At 74.5% G+C, this 20,480-nt stretch carries 19 protein-coding genes; 5 read left to right on the top strand and 14 right to left on the bottom strand.

Going from position 1 to position 20,480, the window contains the following annotated elements:
- Nucleotides 1-237: 237 nt before the first annotated feature.
- Both ACZ7G3_RS11810 and ACZ7G3_RS11805 read right to left on the bottom strand, forming a co-directional pair.
- Entirely contained in the window at nt 238-900 is a 663-nt protein-coding gene (locus ACZ7G3_RS11810; RefSeq protein WP_003972894.1) for a response regulator transcription factor, read from the bottom strand.
- Nucleotides 901-1,279: 379 nt separating this feature from the next.
- Entirely contained in the window at nt 1,280-1,957 is a 678-nt protein-coding gene (locus ACZ7G3_RS11805; RefSeq protein WP_426602529.1) for a DUF3000 domain-containing protein, read from the bottom strand.
- A 173-nt stretch (nt 1,958-2,130) separates the two neighbouring features.
- Between ACZ7G3_RS11805 and hemE the strand changes: the two genes are divergently transcribed.
- On the top strand, nt 2,131-3,198 hold the full coding sequence (hemE, locus tag ACZ7G3_RS11800) for a uroporphyrinogen decarboxylase (protein ID WP_426602531.1): 1,068 nt from the start codon (nt 2,131-2,133) through the stop codon (nt 3,196-3,198).
- Between the two features lie 90 nt (nt 3,199-3,288).
- Here the strand turns inward: hemE and ACZ7G3_RS11795 are convergent, their stop codons facing one another.
- Both ACZ7G3_RS11795 and ACZ7G3_RS11790 read right to left on the bottom strand, forming a co-directional pair.
- Nucleotides 3,289-4,704 carry an FAD-dependent oxidoreductase gene (locus ACZ7G3_RS11795; protein WP_426602533.1) on the bottom strand — a complete coding sequence of 472 codons (1,416 nt, stop codon included), beginning with the start codon at nt 4,702-4,704 and terminating at the stop codon, nt 3,289-3,291.
- Between the two features lie 27 nt (nt 4,705-4,731).
- Complete coding sequence (locus tag ACZ7G3_RS11790; protein WP_470924989.1) at nt 4,732-5,766, bottom strand: DUF4349 domain-containing protein; 1,035 nt, start codon at nt 5,764-5,766, stop codon at nt 4,732-4,734.
- Nucleotides 5,767-5,982: 216 nt separating this feature from the next.
- On the opposite strand from ACZ7G3_RS11790, the gene hemG reads away from it, so the two are divergent.
- Both hemG and hemQ read left to right on the top strand, forming a co-directional pair.
- The gene (gene hemG, locus ACZ7G3_RS11785) at nt 5,983-7,461 is read left to right on the top strand and encodes a protoporphyrinogen oxidase (RefSeq protein WP_470924987.1); all 1,479 of its coding nucleotides are present in this window, start codon (nt 5,983-5,985) and stop codon (nt 7,459-7,461) included.
- 4 nt (nt 7,462-7,465) lie between these two features.
- Entirely contained in the window at nt 7,466-8,197 is a 732-nt protein-coding gene (gene hemQ / locus ACZ7G3_RS11780) for a hydrogen peroxide-dependent heme synthase (RefSeq protein WP_426525141.1), read from the top strand.
- Here hemQ and ACZ7G3_RS11775 read toward each other — a convergent pair whose 3' ends face one another.
- The 5 genes from ACZ7G3_RS11775 to ACZ7G3_RS11755 all read right to left on the bottom strand — a co-directional run bounded on the left by ACZ7G3_RS11775 (nt 8,198) and on the right by ACZ7G3_RS11755 (nt 13,570).
- Complete coding sequence (locus tag ACZ7G3_RS11775) at nt 8,198-9,829, bottom strand: alpha/beta hydrolase (RefSeq protein WP_470924985.1); 1,632 nt, start codon at nt 9,827-9,829, stop codon at nt 8,198-8,200.
- A gap of 120 nt (nt 9,830-9,949) precedes the next feature.
- Nucleotides 9,950-10,744 (bottom strand): TIGR04222 domain-containing membrane protein, encoded by a 795-nt coding sequence (locus ACZ7G3_RS11770; protein WP_470924983.1) that lies wholly within the window; start codon nt 10,742-10,744, stop codon nt 9,950-9,952.
- 117 nt (nt 10,745-10,861) lie between these two features.
- Complete coding sequence (locus ACZ7G3_RS11765) at nt 10,862-12,184, bottom strand: MbnB/TglH/ChrH family RiPP precursor modification enzyme (protein WP_470924981.1); 1,323 nt, start codon at nt 12,182-12,184, stop codon at nt 10,862-10,864.
- A gap of 328 nt (nt 12,185-12,512) precedes the next feature.
- Nucleotides 12,513-12,791: a hypothetical protein gene (locus ACZ7G3_RS11760; protein WP_470924979.1), complete on the bottom strand. Its 279-nt coding sequence runs from the start codon at nt 12,789-12,791 to the stop codon at nt 12,513-12,515.
- Between the two features lie 59 nt (nt 12,792-12,850).
- Nucleotides 12,851-13,570: a peptidyl-tRNA hydrolase gene (locus ACZ7G3_RS11755; protein WP_426602548.1), complete on the bottom strand. Its 720-nt coding sequence runs from the start codon at nt 13,568-13,570 to the stop codon at nt 12,851-12,853.
- 44 nt (nt 13,571-13,614) lie between these two features.
- On the opposite strand from ACZ7G3_RS11755, the gene ACZ7G3_RS11750 reads away from it, so the two are divergent.
- Together ACZ7G3_RS11750 and ACZ7G3_RS11745 are read left to right on the top strand one after the other, a co-directional pair.
- Entirely contained in the window at nt 13,615-14,466 is an 852-nt protein-coding gene (locus tag ACZ7G3_RS11750; RefSeq protein WP_470924977.1) for an ABC transporter ATP-binding protein, read from the top strand.
- Nucleotides 14,463-15,134 (top strand): ABC transporter, encoded by a 672-nt coding sequence (locus ACZ7G3_RS11745; protein WP_470924975.1) that lies wholly within the window; start codon nt 14,463-14,465, stop codon nt 15,132-15,134. Before ACZ7G3_RS11750 ends, ACZ7G3_RS11745 begins: the two co-directional genes overlap by 4 nt.
- A 27-nt stretch (nt 15,135-15,161) precedes the next feature.
- Here the strand turns inward: ACZ7G3_RS11745 and ACZ7G3_RS11740 are convergent, their stop codons facing one another.
- The 5 genes from ACZ7G3_RS11740 to ACZ7G3_RS11720 form a co-directional block, all read right to left on the bottom strand.
- Nucleotides 15,162-15,359, bottom strand: a complete 198-nt coding sequence (locus ACZ7G3_RS11740; RefSeq protein ID WP_279564478.1) for a hypothetical protein — start codon at nt 15,357-15,359, stop codon at nt 15,162-15,164.
- 18 nt (nt 15,360-15,377) lie between these two features.
- Complete coding sequence (locus ACZ7G3_RS11735; protein WP_470924973.1) at nt 15,378-16,256, bottom strand: polysaccharide deacetylase family protein; 879 nt, start codon at nt 16,254-16,256, stop codon at nt 15,378-15,380.
- 96 nt (nt 16,257-16,352) lie between these two features.
- Nucleotides 16,353-17,888 carry an FAD-dependent oxidoreductase gene (locus ACZ7G3_RS11730; RefSeq protein ID WP_470924971.1) on the bottom strand — a complete coding sequence of 512 codons (1,536 nt, stop codon included), beginning with the start codon at nt 17,886-17,888 and terminating at the stop codon, nt 16,353-16,355.
- Nucleotides 17,889-17,962: 74 nt separating this feature from the next.
- Nucleotides 17,963-19,354, bottom strand: coding sequence for an alkaline phosphatase PhoX (locus ACZ7G3_RS11725; protein ID WP_470924969.1), 1,392 nt, complete (start codon nt 19,352-19,354; stop codon nt 17,963-17,965).
- A gap of 160 nt (nt 19,355-19,514) precedes the next feature.
- Entirely contained in the window at nt 19,515-20,291 is a 777-nt protein-coding gene (locus tag ACZ7G3_RS11720; RefSeq protein WP_470924967.1) for a slipin family protein, read from the bottom strand.
- Nucleotides 20,292-20,480: the final 189 nt, after the last annotated feature.

The following is a 20,480-nucleotide window of genomic DNA, read 5'->3' as shown; positions in this document are numbered from 1 at the left end:
ACCCCTCCCCCCCCCTCCCTCCCCCCTTCCCCCCCCCCCCCCCCCCCCCTCCCCCCCCCCCCCCCCCCCCCCCCCCCCCCCCCCCCCCCCCCCCCCCGGGGGGTCGTAAACCAGTCAGGTCGGTGAAAGACCCGCTGCGAGGGGAGTACGGGGGAGGGCTTCGGAGGGCGTGGGAGAGGAGTGGGGGGAGGCCGGAGGCGAACGGTCGGGTTCGGGAGGCGGCGGGTTCGGGAGCGGTCAGTGGATGATGCCCGTGCGCAGGGCCACGGCGACCATTCCGGCGCGGTCGCCCGTGCCGAGCTTGCGGGCGATGCGGGCCAGGTGGCTCTTGACGGTCAGGGCGGACAGGCCCATCGAGACGCCGATCGCCTTGTTCGACTGGCCCTCCGCGACCAGTCGCAGTACCTCCACCTCGCGGCCGGAGAGCTCGCGGTAGCCGCCCGGGTGGCTCGGGGCACCCGGGGGGCGGCGGTGCAGGCGTGCGGCGGCGGCGCCGATGGGGGCGGCCCCCGGCCGGGTGGGGAGCCCGACGTTGGTGCGGGTGCCGGTGACGACGTAGCCCTTCACGCCGCCGGCGAGGGCGTTGCGTACGGCGCCGATGTCGTCGGCGGCGGACAGGGCGAGGCCGTTGGGCCAGCCCGCGGCGCGGGTCTCGGACAGCAGGGTCAGGCCGGAGCCGTCGGGGAGATGGACGTCTGCGACACAGATGTCGCGGGGGTTGCCGATGCGGGGACGAGCCTCCGCGACGGACGAGGCCTCGATGACATCGCGTACACCGAGCGCCCACAGGTGGCGGGTGACGGTGGAACGGACGCGCGGGTCGGCCACGACCACCATGGCGGTCGGCTTGTTCGGGCGGTAGGCGACCAGGCTTGCAGGCTGCTCGAGGAGAACGGACACCAGGCCTCCTGGGGGGCGGGACGGGGCCGGCTCGTGGGGGTGAAGCCGGGACGAACCGTGCTTTCAAGGTCACAGTCGTCTTCGGCACCGAACCCGTTCGCCTTTAGAGAATGATCACGATCTGGTGAGTAACAATCCGAGCAATTCGGACACGCGGTCGATCATTCGAAGATCGAACGGTTCCGCACTTTGTCGATACGGGTCCGAAAGTGGCCGTGTCGACAAAGTGACGGAACGTTTCCCGGGCCGGACGAGGACCCGGAGGGCGGAGGGCGGAGAGCGGCAAAGGGAGAGGGAGAGGGAGAAAGGTGGGGCGCGGGGGAACGGAGAACGGTGGAGAACGGCCGAACGGAGAAAGCAGGCGGGGACCGGGAATCGCTCAGCGTGACTGCGGGCCGCGTCGCTGCGGCAGCGTCACGATCGAAGCGTCGCCCGGCGCGGCCGGCGGAAGACCCGCGACCTGGGCCAGCAGATCGCACCACGAGGCGAGGTGCGTCGCGGTGTCCGGGACACCGCCCAGCCCCTCGCGCGGAGTCCAGGACGCCCGGATCTCGATCTGGGAGGCGGACGGGCGCGCCGAGAGCCCCCCGAAGTAGTGGGAGCTCGCGCGCGTGACCGTGCCGCTGGGCTCCCCGTACGCCAGCCCGCGCGCCTGCAGGGCGCCGGTGAGCCAGGACCAGCACACGTCCGGCAGCAGCGGATCGGCGGCCATCTCCGGCTCCAGTTCGGCGCGGACCAGCGTCACCAGCCGGAAGGTGCCCCGCCAGGCGTCGTGCCCGGCCGGGTCGTGCAGCAGCACGAGGCGCCCGTCCGCCAGGTCGTCGTCGCCGTCGACGACCGCGGCCTCCAGCGCGTACGCGTACGGGGCGAGCCGCTGCGGTGCGCGGGTCGCCTCCACCTCGATCTGCGGCCGCAGCCGCGCGGCCCTGAGTGCCTCGACGGCGGCCGTGAAGGCCGGCGGTGCCGTGTTCCCCGTATGCCGGCCCTCCTCCTCGGTGCCCTTCGGTTCGTCCATTCCGCCAGCGCCGTCCGACAGTCGTCCCTGAGCCGCAGCCATGCGGGGAAGATTAAGGGGAACCGCGCCCCGGCGCAGGGAGGGACACCCGCGTGCGGGCGCGATGTCCGGATCACGTGGTGTCGGGCGGCCGCGCGCGGACGCCCCCACGCCGTCCGCGCGCGGCCACACCCCGTGGTCGGGCGCTGTCGGGGCGACATGCGAGACTTGCCGGTGTGAGTGCCAACCAGAGCCCCGCGGGCAAGCAGCCGACCGCCACGTACGACTCCGCGTTCCTCAAGGCGTGCAGGCGCGAGCCGGTGCCGCACACCCCCGTGTGGTTCATGCGGCAGGCAGGGCGCTCACTGCCGGAGTACCTCAAGGTGCGCGAGGGCATCCCGATGCTCGAGTCCTGCATGCGGCCGGAACTGGTCGCCGAGATCACCCTTCAGCCGGTGCGCCGGCACGGCGTGGACGCGGCGATCTACTTCAGCGACATCGTGGTCCCGCTCAAGGCCATCGGCATCGACCTCGACATCAAGCCGGGCGTCGGCCCGGTGATCGAGAACCCCATCCGCACCCGCGCGGACCTGGCACGCCTGCGCGACCTGACCCCCGAGGACGTCTCCTACGTCACCGAGGCGTACGGCCTGCTCACCCGCGAGCTCGGCGCCACCCCGCTGATCGGCTTCGCGGGCGCGCCGTTCACCCTCGCGAGCTACCTCGTGGAGGGCGGCCCGTCCCGCAACCACGAGCACACCAAGGCCCTCATGTACGGCGACCCGCAGCTGTGGGCCGACCTCCTGGACCGGCTCGCCGACATCACGGCCGCCTTCCTCAAGGTGCAGATCGAGGCGGGCGCGAGCGCGGTCCAGCTCTTCGACTCCTGGGTGGGCGCCCTCTCGCCCGCGGACTACCGCCGCTCGGTGATGCCCGCCTCGAGCAAGGTCTTCGAGGCCGTCGCCGGGTACGGCGTGCCGCGCATCCACTTCGGCGTCGGCACCGGTGAGCTCCTCGGCCTCCTGGGCGAGGCCGGCGCGGACGTCGTCGGCGTCGACTGGCGCGTCCCGATGGACGAGGCCGCCCGCCGTGTCGGCCCCGGCAAGGCGCTCCAGGGCAACCTGGACCCCGCCGTCCTCTTCGCCACCCCGCAGGCGGTCGAGGCCAAGACCCGCGAGGTCCTCGACGCGGCGGCGGGCCTGGAGGGCCACGTCTTCAACCTCGGCCACGGCGTCCTGCCCGCCACCGACCCGGACGCGCTGACCCGCCTCGTGGAGTACGTGCACACGCAGACCGCACGCTGAGGCGTCTTCGACCGGACCGACGGGACGGCGTGGCCTGTCTCCTCATGCCTGCCGCTTCAGGCCTGAAGCGGCCTCAGGCCTGAAGCCCCCTCAGGCCTGCCGCCCCACCGCCTTCGCCGCCTTGCGGGCGGCCACCAGCACGGGGTCCCACACCGGTGAGAAGGGCGGCGCGTACCCCAGGTCGAGGGCCGTCATCTGCTCCACCGTCATCCCGGCCGTGAGGGCCACCGCGGCGATGTCGACCCGCTTGCCCGCGCCCTCGCGGCCGACGATCTGGACGCCGAGCAGCCGGCCGGTGCGCTGCTCGGCGAGCATCTTCACCGTCATGGGGGAGGCGCCCGGGTAGTAGCCGGCACGGCTGGTGGACTCGATGGTGGCCGTCACGAACCGCAGCCCGGCCCGCAGCGCGTCCTTCTCGCGCAGTCCGGTCCGCGCGATCTCCAGGTCGCAGACCTTGCTGACCGCCGTGCCGACCACGCCCGGGAACGTGGCGTAGCCGCCGCCCGCGTTGGTACCGATGACCTGGCCGTGCTTGTTGGCGTGTGTGCCGAGCGGGATGTGCCGCTCCTGCCCGGAGACCAGGTCGAGCACCTCCACGCAGTCGCCGCCCGCCCAGATGTTCTCGTGCCCGCGCACCCGCATGCCCAGGTCGGTCAGGAGTCCGCCGTGGACGCCGAGCGGTAGACCGGCGGCCCCGGCGAGCGCGGTCTCGGGGCGTACGCCGATGCCGAGCACCACCACGTCCGCGGGGAACTCGGCGTCCTCGGTGGCCACCGCCCGGACCCGGCCGTCGTCCCCGGTGAGCACCTTGGTGACCTCGGCGCCGTTCACCATGGTGATGCCGAGACCCTCCATGGCCTCGTGCACCATGCGGCCCATGTCCGGGTCGAGCGTGGACATCGGCTCCCGGCCGCGGTTGACGACCGTCACCTCGTAGCCGCGGTTGATGAGCGCCTCGGCCATCTCCACGCCGATGTATCCGGCGCCGACGACCACCGCGCGCCTGCCACGCGTGCGTGCCAGCGTGTCGAGCAGCGCCTGCCCGTCGTCCAGCGTCTGCACCCCGTGCACGCCCGGCGCGTCGATGCCCGGCAGGTCGGGGCGGATCGGGCGGGCGCCGGTCCCGATCACGAGCTTGTCGTACGACGTCCAGGACTCGGCCCCGGAATCGACGTCACGCGCGCGTACCCGCCCGCCGGCGACGTCGATCTCCGTGACCTCGGTCCGCATCCGCAGGTCGATGTCACGGGCGCGGTGCTCCTCGGGCGTCCTGGCGATCAGCCGGTCCCGGTCGGCCACGTCGCCGCCGACCCAGTACGGGATGCCGCACGCCGAGAACGAACTGAAGTGGCCGCGCTCGAACGCCACGATCTCCAGCTCGTCCGGGCCCTTCAGCCGGCGTGCCTGGGACGCCGCGGACATCCCCGCGGCGTCACCGCCGATCACGACCAGTCGCTCCTTCGGAGCCTTCGTGTCCCTCGTGCCGCCCGCAGTGCTCATGTCCATGCGAACACGCTACGGGGGCGGGGCATTTCAGTCCCGCCCGCCGGGCTCGTCGCCGTGCGCGGCGTCCCGGCGCGTGGCCTCGGGCGCCGGACGGGCCGTCGGCAGCGGGACGGACGCGGCGGAGGGGGCCGTCCCGGGCACCGGTGCCGGGCGGCGCGGCAGCCGGGGCCGTACCACCCGCAGCCACAGCAGCACGAGCAGCGCCGCCACCGCGGCGAACGGCAGCACCGCGCCGAGGGCCACCGCCACCCAGCGCAGCATCGTCACGAAGGCGTCCCAGCCGCCGGCCAGCGCGTCCGTGAACCCGGGGTCGTCGTCCTTCGCCGCCCGCTCCACCGGCGTCTCGGACAGGGAGAGGGTGATGGTGGCCAGGCTCGTACGGTCCTCGAGGGCCGCCTGCCGGGCGAGCAGCGCCTCCAGCTCCGCCTGACGGCTGCTCAGCTCGCCCTCCAGTGTCACCACGTCGCTCAGTTTCGTCGCCCGGTCCATCAGCTCGCGGATCCGGGCCACACTGGCGCGCTGCGAGGTGACGCGGCTCTCCACGTCCACGACCTGCTCGGTGACGTCCTCGGCCTTCGACCTGCGTTCGAGGAGCTTCCCGGCGCCCTCCAGCTCGTCGAGCACCTCCTCGTAGCGCTCCAGGGGGACGCGCAGTACGACCTCGGTCCGCTCGTGGCCCTCGTCGTCCCTGGTGGTGGTCTCGTCGCCGACGTAACCGCCCGCGTTCGCGGTCGCGGTGCGGGCCGCTTCGAGGGCCTTCGGGGCGTCCTTGACCCGCACGGTCAGGGAGGCGGTGCGGATGACGTGGGCCGGGGCGAGCTCCGGCGGCGCGGTCGCTTTCGCGCCGTCGGCCCCGCCGCCCGCGGCACCGGCCCGGCCGTTCGCGCCTGAGTCCTCCTGGGGCGCGGCGGCCTCCTTGGCGGCGCTGCCGGAGTCGGAGCCGCCGCCCGCCTCGGAGCAGCCGGTGAGGGCGAGGGCCGCGGCCAGCAGCAGGCCGGCCAGGGCGCGGGCGGGCGGTGCGGTACGGCGTACCGGTCGTGGTGCTGTGCGGCGTACGTGCATGGCGGGTACCCCCGAGGGTCGTGACGGCTGACGCTCCTCCGACGCGGGCGAAGGGGCGGACGCCGACGCGGAACGGTTCCGAAGAGGTCACGGTCCGGACTCGCGGGACCTGCGCCGGCCTGCGCGGGCCTCGCGGCGCGCCTTCGGGACCTGTGGCACACGAGCGGGGCCACCCGGCCCCCTGGCGGTGTCCGTGCGTTCTGAGACGCTGGGGGCATGTGCGCAAGTGAGAGCCCCGCGGGTGGGATCCCCCCGGAGACGGGGCATGTCGTCGTCGTAGGAGCCGGAATCGCCGGACTGGCCGCCGCCCACCGGCTGCTGGAGCGCGGCACCCGGGTGACCGTACTGGAGGCCTCCGACCGCGTCGGCGGCAAGCTGCTGCCCGGCGAGATCGCCGGCGTACGCGTCGACCTCGGCGCCGAGTCGATGCTGGCCCGCCGCCCCGAGGCCGTCGGCCTCGCCCGCGAGGCCGGCCTCGCCGACCGCCTCCAGCCCCCCTCCACCGCGTCGGCCTCCCTGTGGACCCGCGGCGCCCTGCGCCCCATGCCCAAGGGCCACGTCATGGGCGTCCCCGGCACCGCCGCCGCCCTGACCGGCGTCCTCTCCGACGAGGGCCTCGCCCGCATCGAGCGCGACGCCGGACTGCCCCGCACCGAGGTCGGCGACGACGTGGCGGTGGGGGAGTACGTGGCGGCGCGCCTCGGCCGCGAGGTCGTCGACCGCCTCGTCGAACCGCTGCTGGGCGGCGTCTACGCCGGCGACGCGTACCGCATCTCGCTGCGCTCGGCCGTGCCCCAGCTCTTCGAGGCCGCCCGCACCCACACCTCGCTCACCGAGGCGGTCCGCGCCCTCCAGGGCCGGACGGCCACCTCCCCGCCGAGCGGCCCGGTCTTCATGGGCATCGAGGGCGGCATCGGCACCCTCCCCCTCGCGGTCGCGGAGTCGGTGCGCGCGCGGGGCGGCGAGATCGTCACCCACGCGCCCGTGACGGAGCTGCGCCGCACCGCCCCGGACGGCTGGCGGATCACCGCGGGCGACCGGGTGCTGCACGCCGACGCGGTCGTCGTCGCGGTCCCCGCCCGCCCCGCCGCCGAACTGCTGCGCGCCGAAGTCCCCGCCGCCGCGGCCGAGCTGTCCGCCGTGGAGTACGCCTCCATGGCCCTGATCTCCCTCGCCTACCGCCGCGCCGACGCCGCCGCGCTCCCCGAGGGCAGCGGCTTCCTCGTGCCGCCGGTCGACGGGCGCACCATCAAGGCGGCCACCTTCGCCTCCCGCAAGTGGGGCTGGATCGCCGAAGAGGACCCGGACCTGGTCGTCCTGCGCACCTCCGTCGGCCGGTACGGCGAGACGGAGATCCTCGGCCGCGACGACGACGGCCTCGTGGCGGTCTCCCGGCGCGACCTCGCGGAGGCCACCGGCCTCACCGCCGAACCCGTCGCCACCCGCGTCACCCGCTGGCAGGACGGTCTGCCCCAGTACCCCGTCGGCCACCACGCGCGCGTGGCCCGCGTCCGCGAACACGTCGCGAAGCTCCCGGGCCTCGCGGTGTGCGGCGCGGCCTACGACGGCGTCGGCATCCCGGCGAGCATCGCGAGCGCGTACGCGGCCGTGGACCGGCTACGGGGTGACCCGCGCGGTGTGGAGCGGCTCACCGCCCACCCGGTGCAGAGCCTGCACGGCGGAGCGGGAGAATAGGGCCATGAGTGACGACGCCTCCACCCCCGCTGCCGACCGGATCCCCAACAAGGGCAAGCTGGCCAAGGACCTCAACGAGGTCATCCGCTACACCCTCTGGTCCGTCTTCAAGCTCAAGGACGTGCTGCCCGAGGACCGTGCGGGCTACGCCGACGAGGTCCAGGAGCTGTTCGACCAGCTCGCCGCCAAGGACGTGACGATCCGCGGCACGTACGACGTGTCCGGTCTGCGCGCCGACGCCGACCTCATGATCTGGTGGCACGCCGAGACCGCCGACCAGCTCCAGGAGGCGTACAACCTCTTCCGCCGCACCAGGCTCGGCCGTGCGCTGGAGCCGGTCTGGTCGAACATGGCGCTGCACCGCCCCGCCGAGTTCAACCGTGCGCACATCCCGGCGTTCCTCGCGGACGAGACGCCGCGCGACTACATCAGCGTCTACCCGTTCGTGCGGTCCTACGACTGGTACCTGCTGCCCGACGAGGACCGCCGCCGGATGCTCGCCGACCACGGCAAGATGGCCCGCGGCTACCCGGACGTGCGCGCCAACACGGTCGCCTCCTTCTCCCTCGGCGACTACGAGTGGATCCTCGCCTTCGAGGCCGACGAACTGCACCGCATCGTCGACCTCATGCGCCACCTGCGCGGCTCCGAGGCCCGGATGCACGTCCGCGAGGAGGTCCCGTTCTACACGGGGCGCCGCAAGGACATCGGTGAGCTGGTGGCCGGGCTCGCCTGATCAAACCGTCGGCGCCGCGGCCTGCTCCGGCTGCGGCACCGGCCCGGTCGCGGGCCTCGGCTCCGGTTCCGGGCGCGGGGCGCACGACGTGTCCCGCGCCGGGAGGCCGCCGTCCAGCAGGTACGCCTCCAGGTGGCCGTTGACGCAGGCGTTCGGGCCGCCCGCGACGCCGTGCGTCCCGGCGCCCCGCTCGGTCACCAGCACCGAGCCCGACAGCCGCCCGCGCAGCTCCAGCGCGCCGCCGTACGGAGTGGCCGCGTCCCGCTCGGCGGCCAGGATCAGCGTCGGCGGCAGCTCGCCCGGCCCGGTGCGCACGTCGAGGGGGCGCTGCCGGGGCGCCCGCCAGTAGGCGCACGGCAGGTTCGTCCACACGTTGTCCCACGTCTCGAACGGCGCCCGGCGTGCCAGCCGCGTGTTGTCCCGGTCCCAGACCGCGAAGTCGGTCGGCCAGGGCGCGTCGTTGCACTCGACGGCCGTGTACACGGAGCTGGAGTTCTCCGCCCCGGCCGTCTCCTCCTCGGTCCGCGTACCCGCCTGGTCGATCAGCGGCCGCGGATCCCCCTTCAGATACGCCGACAGCGCCTCGGCGCGGTGCGGCCAGTAGTCGTCGTAGTACCCGGCCCGCAGGAGCGCGCTCTGCAACTGCGCGGGGCCCACCGTCCCGCCCGCGGGCTCCGCCGCCAGCCGCCTGCTCGCCTCCTCGTAGCGGTGCTGCACCTCCTGCGGCGTGTCCCCGAGCCCGTACACGGCGTCGTGCGCGGCGATCCACGCCTTGAAGTCCGACCAGCGGACCTCGAAGGCCGCCGACTGGTCGAGGTTGTTGCGGTACCAGATCTGTCCGGGGTCCGGGTTCACCACCGAGTCGAACACCATCCGCCGCACGTGCGCCGGGAACAGCTCGGCGTACAGCGCCCCGAGATAGGTGCCGTACGACGCGCCCATGAACGTGAGCCTCTCCTCGCCCAGCGCGGCCCGTACGACCTCCAGGTCACGGGCGTTGTTGAGCGAGTGGTAGTGCCGCAGCGCCTCCCCGGCCCGTTCGGCGCAGCCGCGCGCGTACGCCTCGGCCTCGGCGGCGCGCCGCTTCTTGTACGCGGCCGAGGGCTGCGTCGGCGCCGGCCGGGGCCCCTCGACGAAGTCGGCGGGGTCCTGGCAGGACAGCGGCGCGGAGGGCGCGACCCCGCGCGGGGCGTACCCGACGAGGTCGTACGCCGCCGCGATCCGCTTCCACTCGGGCACCATGCCCACCAGCGGGAAGTGCAGCCCCGAGGCGCCCGGACCGCCCGGGTTGTAGACCAGCGCGCCCTGCCCGGGCACCTCGCGGGTGCTGTTGTCGGGGTCCTCGCGGGTGGCCCGCACGCGGCTGACGGTGAGCCGGATCCGCTTCCCGTCGGGGTGCGCGTAGTCGAGGGGCACGGTGACCGTGCCGCAGCGCATGCTGCCCGGCAGGTCCTCCGCCTCGGGGCACCTGCCGAACGAGATGCCGGCGGCCGCCGCCCGCTGGGCGGCCACGGCGGTGCCGCGCGCCTCGGCGGACCCGGACGACGTCCCCGCGGTCGCCTCCGCCGGGGCGGTGGCGAGGGTGGCCAGCAGCAAGGACCCGCTGGCCGAGTAGAGGGCGGCAGCCCGCATCGCGTATCCCTTCGGTGCACGGTGTGACACAAGGGATGTTTGGTGCGGCGACCGGGCAGGGCAAGCACCGCCCCCGGGTGTCGGCCTCGAGTGCCTCCGTACGCCCCCGCTCCCGGTGCGTCAGGCCCGGCGCTCCCAGTGGTCCCCGGGGTGCTCCTCGCGGTGGGCGAAGGCCGCGCGCAGGTCCGGTTCGCCGATCGCGTGGACGCCGCGCACGGCGACCGACGTGAGGTAGGTGCGGTCGTCCGCGGTGCCGTCGGCGTGGCGGACGAGGGCGCCGACCAGTCGCTGCCCGGCCGGGGAGGCCCAGCGCGAGTACGGGTGGACCTCCATCCGTGTGATCGCCAGGCACCCCAGGGTCAGGGTGAGCGGCAGCGCGAACCACAGGGCGATCAGCAGGCGCGGCTGGTCCGCGGGAAGCGGCATCGCCTGGGCGGCGACGCCGAGCGCGCACACGGTCACCGCGGCGACCCGCACCCCCCGGACCCCGGCCGCGACGCCCCGGTGGCCGTCCGGCACGGCGAGGCCCGCGCCGACCAGCCGCTCGGCCAGGCCGCGCACCGCGTCCGCGGACGCCGCGGTGGCCCGTACCGGCGCTATGCGGGACTGCCCCTCGGGTCCTATCGCCCCTATGACCGACCGTTCCATGTCGTCCCGTCCGCACGGGTCGACGACGGTCGCCCAGCCGGTGTGCGCGAGCAGCAGCCGGCGCTGGCGTGCCATGGAGACCAGTGTCAGGTCGGCGACCCTGCGAGGACCACCGGCCAGGAACGCCGCCTCGTACAGCGTCAGCGCGTGCTCACGGTCGACGGCGCCCGGATCGGCGGCCGCGGCGCGCACCGCCGCCAGACACAGCCGCAGACAAGCGATACCGGCAACGGCCCAGGCCGGCAGGAGGAGAAGGACCCAGAACATGCCGTACTTCTATGCCAAAGGCTTTCGCGGGCGCCATGCCCTGTTCACATTCCGGGACGCAGTGTTGTGGGTATGTGACGTTCCGTTTGGCGTCGTCCCGGCGATGCCGTGCTCGGGTCAGCGGCGCAGCAGAACACGCCTGGTCGCACGGGCCCACCGGGCCCCCGGGCGCTCCGACCGCGGCACCGGCCCCGAGCGCTCCAGCCACCACTCCCGCAACTCCAGCCGCACATCGGCATCCTGCGGACGGCCGGTGCCCATCAGGTGCTCGACGAAGCCGAGGGCGTCGCGCCGGTATCCGCCGGTCATCGGGCGGCCTTCGGCGTAGGCGAGGAAGGCGGGCCGGTACTCCGCACCGAGGATCACCGGCAGTTCGGGCGCGACCTTGGCGACCACGTCCGCCCGTTTCCCGGCGAGCGCCCGGGCCTGCACCCCCAGTCGCACCCGGTCGAACCCCTCGGGCACGGGTGTCCCGGCGACCAGCGCGGACAGCAGCGCGGCCTGCGCGAGGCCGAGCCGCTGACGTACGGCGTCACCGGCGCGGGGCACGTCCCGCGTGGCGTGCGGCGCCGGCGCCCCGCCCCCGGCGAGCGCCGTACCCGACGCCCGCCCCTTCTCCACGGCGGCGCGGATCGCCGCCACCTCGCCCTCCAGCTCCTTCGCCTCGGGGAAGTTCTCGTCGCGCTCCAGGAGTACCCCCGGCGGCGCCACGCGCGAGGCGAGGTCGGTCAGGATGTCGAGCACCGGCTGCGGAACGGGGTGGGCGTGACTGTCGTGCCAGACGCCGTCCCGCTCGAAGCCGCCCGCGACATGGACGTAGGCGATGGCCTCCAGCGGCAGTCCGGCGAGCGCCTCGGCCGGGTCCTCACCGCGGTTGACATGGTTGGTGTGCAGGTTCGCCACGTCGATCAGCAGCCGCACCCCCGTCCGGTCGGCCAGCTCGTACAGGAACTGCCCCTCCGTCATCTCCTCGCCGGGCCAGGCGACGAGAGCGGCGATGTTCTCCACGGCGAGCGGCACGGGCAGCGCGTCCTGTGCGATGCGCACGTTCTCGCACAGCACGTCGAGGGCGTCGCGGGTGCGCGGCACGGGCAGCAGGTGTCCCGCCTCCAGGAGCGGCGAGGCGGTCAGCGGCCCGCCCGCCCGGACGAACGCGATGTGCTCGGTGACCAGCGGTGACCCCAGCGCCTGAGCCCGCTCGGCCAGCGCGGTCAGCCGTCCCGCGTCCGGCCGTTCGGCACCGCCGAGCCCGAGCGAGACGCCGTGCGGCACGACGGTCACCCCGCGCTCGCGCAGCCGCAGCAGCGAGTCGGGCAGATGCCCGGGGCAGAGGTTCTCGGACACGGCCTCGACCCAGTCGATGCCGGGCATCCGCTCGACGACGTCCGCGATCTCCGGACGCCATCCGATACCGGTTCCCAGTCGCGGCGTTCGCTGCATGGTTCCCTCCCCTCCTGCGCACATGCCGGGGGTATCGCCCGCCGGGCCCGGCCCGAACCCCGGGGAGGGCATGTTCAGAGCAACATTTGAGGTTCCCGGCGGAGCCGGGCCGTCGGCGAGGACCGCGCCTGAGCAGCACCCACGGGTGACCGGCCGGCACCGAGGTGGTGTCGGCCGCGTGGACGGGCCCGGCACGTCCCAAGTTGCGGCGCGAGGCGCCACCGCGGCCCGGCCGGCCGGCTCGTCACCCGCTCGGCAACGGGGATGCCGGGGGCCGGTCCGACCACGGCGTACGCCGGGCTTCGGAACTCCCGGGCCCCGGTCGCCGTCAGCCGGGGATGACGACGTTGTGGATCTCGGACAGCCGCGGCGAGGCGTCCGGGAACCCGGCCGCCTTCGTGGCGGGGACGATGACCGGCAGGTAGGCCTCGAGGGCCTCCCTGGACTCCCACACGTCCACCACACGCAGGCCGTCGGCCGTGACGACGGCCACATGGCCGAGCAGGCCGGGGGCGGGGCGTCCGGAGCGAGTGCCGGCGGTGTCCTGGACCTCGTCGTACTGCTCGGCGGTGACACCGGGATATTCGATCTCCATCAGAAGTGCCATATCACCACATTACGGCCGGGTCGCGCGCCGTGCCCCGCCCGGCGGACCGGTGCCCTCGCCTACCGCAGCGCCGGGTGATCCGCCACCACCGTGCACGACCCCGGCGCGATCTCCGTGTACCCGGCGTCGCGGACCACCGGCAGGCCGCTGGTGGTGAGGCCGCCCCAGCGGGCCGGGTCGGCGGTGCGCACCGCCAGCGGGAAGCCCGCCTCGCGCCACGCCGCCCGCTCACCGTCCGACAGCTCCCACCAGGCGAGCTGGGCACCGTGCCCGGCCTGCGCCATCGCCTTGCCGGCCGACATGTCCAGGTCGGGGCTCATCCAGAGCACCGGCGCGGAGAGGTCGGCGTCGACCGGCGGCTCCGGGTCGTCGAGGTCGGTTCCGGAGACCTGGAGCCGGGCCAGGTCCTTGGGCCAGCCGTCCAGGGGGACCGGCGGGAAGACCCGTACCTCGGCCGTCTTCCCGGTGACCGTGATGCCGGGCAGCGCCTCGGCGCGCCGCCACTCGGCGCCGCGCGCCCGGCGCACCACCTTGCGGATGCGCGCGTCCTGCCAGTCCCGCATCGCCCGCGCCCACGCGCCGTCACCGGTGGACCGCTCGTCGCCGAGCATCACCAGCACCGCCCGCGCCGCGGTCTCCAGCGCGTCGGTACGGGGCGGCGGCGCCGCCCGCTCGATGCGCACGACCAGCGGAAGGACGAACTGCGGCGCGAGATCGCGGTCGCCGGGCTCGGCGCGGAAGGGACTGTCGGGGACGGGAGTCGTCGGATCGTTGCTCACGCCCACCAGTCTGCCAAGTCCCGGGCGCGCGAGAGGATGACCCCATGCGACGTGAGTTACGGCTGGACGGCGTGGGCCGTCGGTACGGTCTGCGCGGCCCCTGGGTACTGCGCGGCGTCGACCTGGGCGTGGCGCCCGGCGCCCTCGTCCGCGTCGAGGGCGCCAACGGCACCGGCAAGTCGACCCTGCTGCGTCTGCTCGCCGGGATCGACGCACCCACCGAGGGCCGGGTCACCGGCCGGCCGCGCACGGCCTACGTCCCCGAACGCTTCCCGCCCACCCTGCCCTTCACCGCGGTCACCTACCTCACCCACCTCGGCACCGTGCACGGGCTGTCCCGCCGGGCGGCGGCCCGCGCGGCCGGGCAGTGGCTGGAGCGGCTGGGAGCCGCCGGGTACGCCTCCACCGAGCTGGCCCGGCTGTCCAAGGGCAGCAGCCAGAAGGTGGCCGTGGCGCAGGCCCTGCTCGCCGAACCGGAGCTGCTCGTGCTCGACGAGGCCTGGACCGGGCTCGACGCCGACGCCCGGGGCGAGTTGGAACGGGCGGTCGCCGAGCGCACGACGTCCGGCGGTGCCGTCGTCTTCGTCGACCACGACCCGCGCCGCCTGGCCGGCGCGCCCGACGCCACGTACACCGTGCGCGACGGCACCCTGCGACGCCGTACCGGACACACCGGCGCCCCGGCCGGTCCGCTGGTCGCCGTCCGGGCGCAGGGGCCGCCCGGCGGCCTGCCCGCCGACGCGCTGCGGATCGCCGCCTTTGCCGAGGAGACCCGCCCCGGTTCCTACGCGCTCACCGTCCCCGCCTCACACTCCGACGTCCTGCTGCGTACGCTCCTGAGCGCCAGGCCGCCGTGGCACGTGGTGAGTGTGCACGCCCAGGAAGGTCCGCGATGACCGCTCTGCTCCGCTACCAGGCCGCCCTGCTGCTGCGCTCCCAGCGCTGGCTCCCGCCCGTCGTCCTGTACGCCGCCGCCCTCGGCATCGGGGTACAGGGCGGACAGCCGGTGCTCGACTCGCTGGGCTGGGCGGCGGCCATGCTGCTGCCGGTCGCGGCCTGGCTGGTGCGGATCTGCGTCACCGGCGAGCCGCCTGCCGCCCGGGCCTGCGTGTCGGCGGCGCGGGGTCCCGCGCGGGCCCACCTGGCGTGTGTGCTGGTGGCGCTCGCCGCCGCGGTCGTGCTGGGTACGGCCGCGACCGTGGTGGTCACGCTGATCAGCGACCCGGTGAGCACCGGCCACGGCAGACGCGTACCCCTGCTGCCGGCCGGCGGCGCGGGACTGCTCGCCGCGCTGGTGTGCGCCCTCCTCGGCATCGCCGTGGGCGCGCTCACCACCTGGCCGCTGCTGCGCTCGCCCGGCCGCGCGGTCCTCGCGCTGCTGCTCGCGGCCCTGCCGGCGCTGGTGGCGTCGGGCTCCCCGGCGCGGGCGGCGGTCGGCGGTCTGGTCACCGGCTCGCGGTCGGGGACCGTGCCGCTGCCCCTGTTCCCCCTGGCCGCGGCGGCCGCCGTCGCCGCGGCCGCGACCGCCGTGGCCTGTGCGCTCAGCTCCCGCAGACCGGCCTGAGCGGGCGGCACGGCCCGAGCCCGCGGATCAGCCCGAGCAGGCCGTGCGCTGGGCCTCCTGCCATTCGCAGACCGGGCAGAAGGTGATGCCCTTGTACGACTCGGGGTACTCCGTGGGCTCCCGGCACAGCACGCACTCCGCGTACGGCGGGCCGTCGGCCTTGGGCGGGCGGGTCGCGTCGATCAGACAGTAGTCGTTCGGACCGGGGTCGTCGTCGCTGCTCATCTCTCCAGGGTAGGCCCGTCAGCGGCGGCTGTTCGCGGCGTCGATCAGCTCCGAGACCTTCACGAAGCGGTAGCCCCGGCGGCGCAGCTCGGGCACGATCGTGCGTACCGCCTCCGCGGTGACCGGGGCGGCGCTGCGGGTGCAGTGCATGACGACGACGGACCCCGGCCGCACCCCCTCCAGTACCTGCCGGGCCACCGCGTCCGCGTCCGTCGCGAACGCGTCCCCGCTCACCACGTCCCACTGCACGGCGGTGACACCGGTGGCGGCCAGCTCCTCGAGGGCGGCCTCGTCGTAACAGCCGCCGGGGAAACGGAAGTACGGCATCGCGTTCCTCACCCCGGCCTTCTCGAACGCCGCGTAGGCGCGCTCCACGTCCGACCGCATCCGCCGCTCGGACACGGTCGGCAGGCCGTAGCAGTCGTCGGTGTAGGCGTAGTGGCTGTAGGAGTGGTTCGCGATCTCGAACCGCGGGTCCCGGCCGATGAACGCGGCCTCGTCCGGGTACTCCTCGGCCCACCGCCCGGTCATGAACACCGTGGCCGGCACGTTCAGCTTCCGCAGGGTGGCGATCAGCCGCGGGTTGTCGAACCGTTCGCCCGCCGCCGCCCGCGCCCCCTGGTCGGCGGTCATGTCGGCGTCGAAGGTGAGGGCGACCGTCTTGCCGCCCGCGCGCGGACCGTGCTCGAAGACGGGGGTCAGGCCCGCCGGGCCGGGGGCGAGCGTCGGAGGCCGGGCCGGGGCCGGCTCGGCCGGGGCCGCGGAGGGCGCGGCCGGGGCGGCGGAGGGCGCGGTGGGGGCGGGGCGCCGGGCCTGCGGGGCCTCGGCGGTCCCGCAGGCGGTGAGGGTGGTGCCCAGGGCGCACAGCACGGCCGCACGTCGTACGAAAGTGATCACCGTACGAACGTATGAGTGTGCCGTTGTGAATGTACGACTATGAGGTGTGGCGTGCCTGAAGGGTCACCCTCACGGCTCAGGGCGGTGCGGCCCGGGTCAGATGTCCCGGCGCTCCAGCGGTTTCGTCGCCGGGCCCTCGATCACCTTTCCGTCCGTGTCGAAGCGGGAGCCGTGACAGGGGCACTCCCAGGCGCGTTCCGCCGCGTTGAAGTCGACCAGGCAGCCCAGGTGGGTGCAGCGCGGCGATACGGCGTGCAGCGCGCCCGCCTCGTCCCGGTAGACCGCGAGCCGGTCACCGCCCGCCCGGACGACGGCTCCCTCACCCGGCGGCAGGGCGTCCACCGGCGGCGCGGGACGCAGCCGGTCGCCGACGAAGTGGCGCGCGACCTCGGCCTGCGTCTTGAGGAACGCCGGCGCCTCACGCACCGCCGTGCGCAGCCGGCGCGGGTCGTACAGTCCGCTCCACGCGCACTCCTCGCCGTCGATCTGCGCGGCGAGCAGCCGGCCCGCCATCATGCCGCCGCTCAGTCCCCAGCCGCCGAAGCCGGTGGCGACGTAGGTGTGGTGCGCGCCGGGGTGCAGCGGTCCCACCATCGGCACGGTGTCCGTGGGATCGATGTCCTGCGTGGCCCAGGCGTGGGTGAGGCCGACGCCGGGGAAGTGCTCGCGGGCCCAGGCGGACAGGCGGTCGAAGCGCTCCCGGGTGTCGCCCGTGCCGGGTGTGAAGTGCTCCCCGGTGACGACGAGCAGCCGGCGGCCCGAGCCGTCGCCCGCGTCGGTCAGGGGCGCCGTTCGGACCGAGCGGGTGTTCTCGTCCGGCGTGATGTACATGCCGTCGACATCGCGGTCCGCCTCGATGCTCCCGGCGACGACCAGTTCCCGGCGCGGGGAGAGGCGGGCGAACAGCAGCGCCCGGTCGAAGATCGGGTAGTGCGTGGCGACCACGACGTCCCGGGCCGTCACCGTCGCCCCCGCCCCGGTCGACACGCGGCACGGCTCGCCCTCGTGCAGGTCGTGGACGGTGGTGTTCTCGAAGATCCGCCCGCCGTGCGCCTCCAGGTCGTCGGCGAGGGCCAGCAGGTACTTGCGCGGATGGAACTGGGCCTGCCCGGTGACCTCGACCGCGCCCGCGACCGGGAACGGCAGTCCCGTCTCCGTCACGAACGACGCCGGCAGCCCCGCCTCCTTCGCGGCGGCCGCCTCGGCCCGCAGCTCGTCCACGCGGCCCGCGTCGCAGACGTACGTGTACGCGCTGCGGGTCTCCCAGTCGCAGTCGATGCCCAGCTCGGCCACGACCCGGGCGGCGTGCTCGATCGCCTCGGACTGCGAGCGGGCGTACAGGCGGGCGCCCTCGGGGCCGCGGGTGCGGCGCAGCTTGTCGTAGATCAGCGTGTGCTGGGCGGTCAGCTTGGCGCTGGTGTGACCCGTGACGCCGGCGGCGACCCGCCCGGCCTCCAGCACCGCCACACTGCGCCCGGCCCGCGCCAGTTCCCAGGCGGTGCTCAGCCCGGCGACGCCGGCGCCGATCACGGCGACGTCGACGCCGATGTCCTCCGCGAGGGCGGGGCGCGGCGTACCGCCCGGTGCCGTCTGAAGCCAGTACGAGCCGTTGACCTGGGGGTTCTCCGTCATGCGGCCCCGAGTACCCCGTAGTCGCGGCTTCAGTGACCGGGCGGTGCGCCCGCCGCTGCCGGGCGCGTCGTCCGTTACCCGCGCCAGGGGCCCGTCACCGCGAACGTCGTCCCGGGCGTGTAGCAGTTGACGTACATCGTGTCGCCGTCGGGGGAGAAGGTGACCCCGGCGAACTCGCCCCACTCCGGTTCGTCCGGCGTCCCGATGTTCTGGGCGCCGCGGGCCACCGCGTACACCTCGCCGCGCCTGGTCACGCCGTAGACGTGCTGGGCGCCGTTGCCGTCCTCGCAGACCATGAGCCCGCCGCTGGGGGCCAGGCAGATGTTGTCGGGGGACTCGCCGGGGAGCCGCACGTCGGTGTCCGGGCCGAACACGATCACCAGCGTCAGCCGGCGCCGCTCGGGGTCGTAGCGCCAGATCTGCCCGTAGTGGTCGCCCGCCGACCCGTCGTCGCTGCGGGCGAAGGACGACACGAAGTAGACGCTGCGCCCGCCCCAGTAGCAGCCCTCCAGCTTCTGCGCGTGCGTGATGCCGCCCCGGCCGAAGTCCTGGTGCCGGACGGGCGTCCCGGCGGCCAGCGGGTCGGGCACGTCCACCCACTCGACGCCGTCGAAGCAGGCGCCCGTGTCCTGGATCGAGGACAGGTCGGGTACGCCCGGTACGCGCATCGCCTGGAGCCGTCCGCCGGCCCGCAGCGAGCCCGTGCCGCCCAGCGGCTTCTCGGGCAGGAACCGGTAGAAGAGGCCGAACGGCCGCTCGAACGCGTCCTCCGTCTCGTACACGACACCCCGCCGCGGGTCCACGGCGACCGCCTCGTGCTGGAAGCGGCCCATCGCGGTCAGCGGCACCGCGCCGGTGCGGTGCGGGTCGGCCGGGTCGACCTCGAAGATGAAGCCGTGGTCCTTGGTGTAGCCGTTGGTGCCGGCCTTGTCCTCGGTCTCCTCGCAGGTCAGCCAGGTGTGCCACGGGGTGGGCCCGCCCGCGCAGTTCACCGCCGTACCGGCGATCGCGACCCGCTCGTCACGGACTTGGTTGCGGGAGTCCAGGGTCAGGGCGGTGCAGCCGCCCTTGCCTTCCGGGTCGTACGTCAGCCCCTCGACCGGGGGAACGGGAATCCTGCCGTCGGCGCGGTTCTCGTGGTTGCGGACGAGGTGGACGCCTCCGGGGCCGCCCCCGTGGCGGCCCCGGGAACGCGCGGCGAAGGCGGCCATGCCGTCGTGGTTGGACGGGACCGGTCCCTCGCCGGAGCGCAGCTCGTCGCCCTCGCGGGACAGGACCCGGTAGCGGAATCCTCTGGGCAGGTCGAGCAGGCCGTCGGGGTCGGGGACCAGCGGGCCGTAGCCGGTGTGGCCCGGGGACTGCGCGGCGGCGGTGCCGGCGAAGAGCTCGGAGAGGGCGCCGGTGAAGGCGATGCCTGCGCCCAGGGCCCCCGTGCGGGCGAGCACCTGGCGTCGTGTTGCGGACATGGGGTGACCTTCCTGCTGGCGGACAGGATTGCGACCCGCTGTGTCTATCATCTGACCGGAGTCCCGGGAACCACGCGCGTAGAACGCGTCGGTCGACGCGTCGGTCGCCATGCCGGCCGCTGCGCCGGTCGACGCGTCGGTCGACGTGTCGCTCGGCGCGTCACTTCTCGACGGACCGCTCCTGGGCCTTCTCCAGGAACCGCAGGAGCTCCACGGGGAACGGCAGTACCAGGGTCGAGTTCTTCTCGGCGGCCACCGCCACGACCGTCTGCAGCAGGCGCAGTTGCAGGGCGGCGGGCGTCTCGGACATCTCCCGCGCCGCCTGGGCGAGCACCTTCGACGCCTGGAGTTCGGCGTCGGCGTTGATGACCCGGGCCCGCCGTTCCCGGTCGGCCTCGGCCTGCCGGGCCATCGAGCGCTTCATCGTGTCCGGCAGGGAGACGTCCTTGATCTCGACGCGGTCGATCTGGACGCCCCAGCCGACGGCCGGGCTGTCGATCATCAGCTCCAGGCCCTGGTTGAGTTTCTCCCGGTCGGACAGCAGATCGTCCAGGTCGCTCTTGCCGATGATCGAGCGCAGCGAGGTCTGGGCCATCTGCGAGACGGCGAACCGGTAGTCCTCGACCCGGACGAGCGCGTTGGCCGCGTCGACCACCTTGAAGTACACGACCGCGTCCACGCGCACGGTGACGTTGTCCCTGGTGATGCCCTCCTGGGCGGGCACCGGCAGGGTGACGATCTGCATGTTCACCTTGTGCAGCCGGTCCACGAACGGCACCACCATCGTGAACCCGGGCTCGCGCACCTGGCCCGCGAGCCGCCCGAGCCGGAAGACCACCCCGCGCTCGTACTGCTTGACGACCCGCGCCGCGGCGGCGACATAGAGCAGACCGGCGCTTCCGGTGGCGGCTGCCGCGGTCAGCAGCTCATCGAGCATGACGACCTCCTCGCCATGAGGACCGTTTCGTCTGCTGATGTCACGATATGCCGGACGCCCGGTCCGGGGCCATGCCCCGGGCCGGGCGCCGTCACCGGGGGGGGGGGGGGGGGGGGGGGGGGGGGGGGGGGGGGGGGGGGGGGGGGGGGGGGGGGGGGGGGGGGGGGGGGGGGGGGGGGGGGGGGGGGG

Source organism: Streptomyces sp. NPDC037271 (assembly GCF_055603605.1).
This window is presented reverse-complemented; position numbering and strand designations above follow the sequence as displayed.

Bases quoted from the DNA above. Each gene is read 5' to 3' on its own strand.
- ACZ7G3_RS11805 (WP_426602529.1), bottom strand. From the start codon at position 1,957: ATGGCTGCGGCTCAGGGACGACTGTCGGACGGCGCTGGCGGAATGGAC.
- ACZ7G3_RS11795 (WP_426602533.1), bottom strand. From the start codon at position 4,704: ATGGACATGAGCACTGCGGGCGGCACGAGGGACACGAAGGCTCCGAAG.
- ACZ7G3_RS11790 (WP_470924989.1), bottom strand. From the start codon at position 5,766: ATGCACGTACGCCGCACAGCACCACGACCGGTACGCCGTACCGCACCG.
- hemG (WP_470924987.1), top strand. From the start codon at position 5,983: ATGTGCGCAAGTGAGAGCCCCGCGGGTGGGATCCCCCCGGAGACGGGG.
- hemQ (WP_426525141.1), top strand. From the start codon at position 7,466: ATGAGTGACGACGCCTCCACCCCCGCTGCCGACCGGATCCCCAACAAG.
- ACZ7G3_RS11775 (WP_470924985.1), bottom strand. From the start codon at position 9,829: ATGCGGGCTGCCGCCCTCTACTCGGCCAGCGGGTCCTTGCTGCTGGCC.
- ACZ7G3_RS11770 (WP_470924983.1), bottom strand. From the start codon at position 10,744: ATGTTCTGGGTCCTTCTCCTCCTGCCGGCCTGGGCCGTTGCCGGTATC.
- ACZ7G3_RS11765 (WP_470924981.1), bottom strand. From the start codon at position 12,184: ATGCAGCGAACGCCGCGACTGGGAACCGGTATCGGATGGCGTCCGGAG.
- ACZ7G3_RS11760 (WP_470924979.1), bottom strand. From the start codon at position 12,791: ATGGCACTTCTGATGGAGATCGAATATCCCGGTGTCACCGCCGAGCAG.
- ACZ7G3_RS11750 (WP_470924977.1), top strand. From the start codon at position 13,615: ATGCGACGTGAGTTACGGCTGGACGGCGTGGGCCGTCGGTACGGTCTG.
- ACZ7G3_RS11745 (WP_470924975.1), top strand. From the start codon at position 14,463: ATGACCGCTCTGCTCCGCTACCAGGCCGCCCTGCTGCTGCGCTCCCAG.
- ACZ7G3_RS11740 (WP_279564478.1), bottom strand. From the start codon at position 15,359: ATGAGCAGCGACGACGACCCCGGTCCGAACGACTACTGTCTGATCGAC.
- ACZ7G3_RS11730 (WP_470924971.1), bottom strand. From the start codon at position 17,888: ATGACGGAGAACCCCCAGGTCAACGGCTCGTACTGGCTTCAGACGGCA.
- ACZ7G3_RS11725 (WP_470924969.1), bottom strand. From the start codon at position 19,354: ATGTCCGCAACACGACGCCAGGTGCTCGCCCGCACGGGGGCCCTGGGC.
- ACZ7G3_RS11720 (WP_470924967.1), bottom strand. From the start codon at position 20,291: ATGCTCGATGAGCTGCTGACCGCGGCAGCCGCCACCGGAAGCGCCGGT.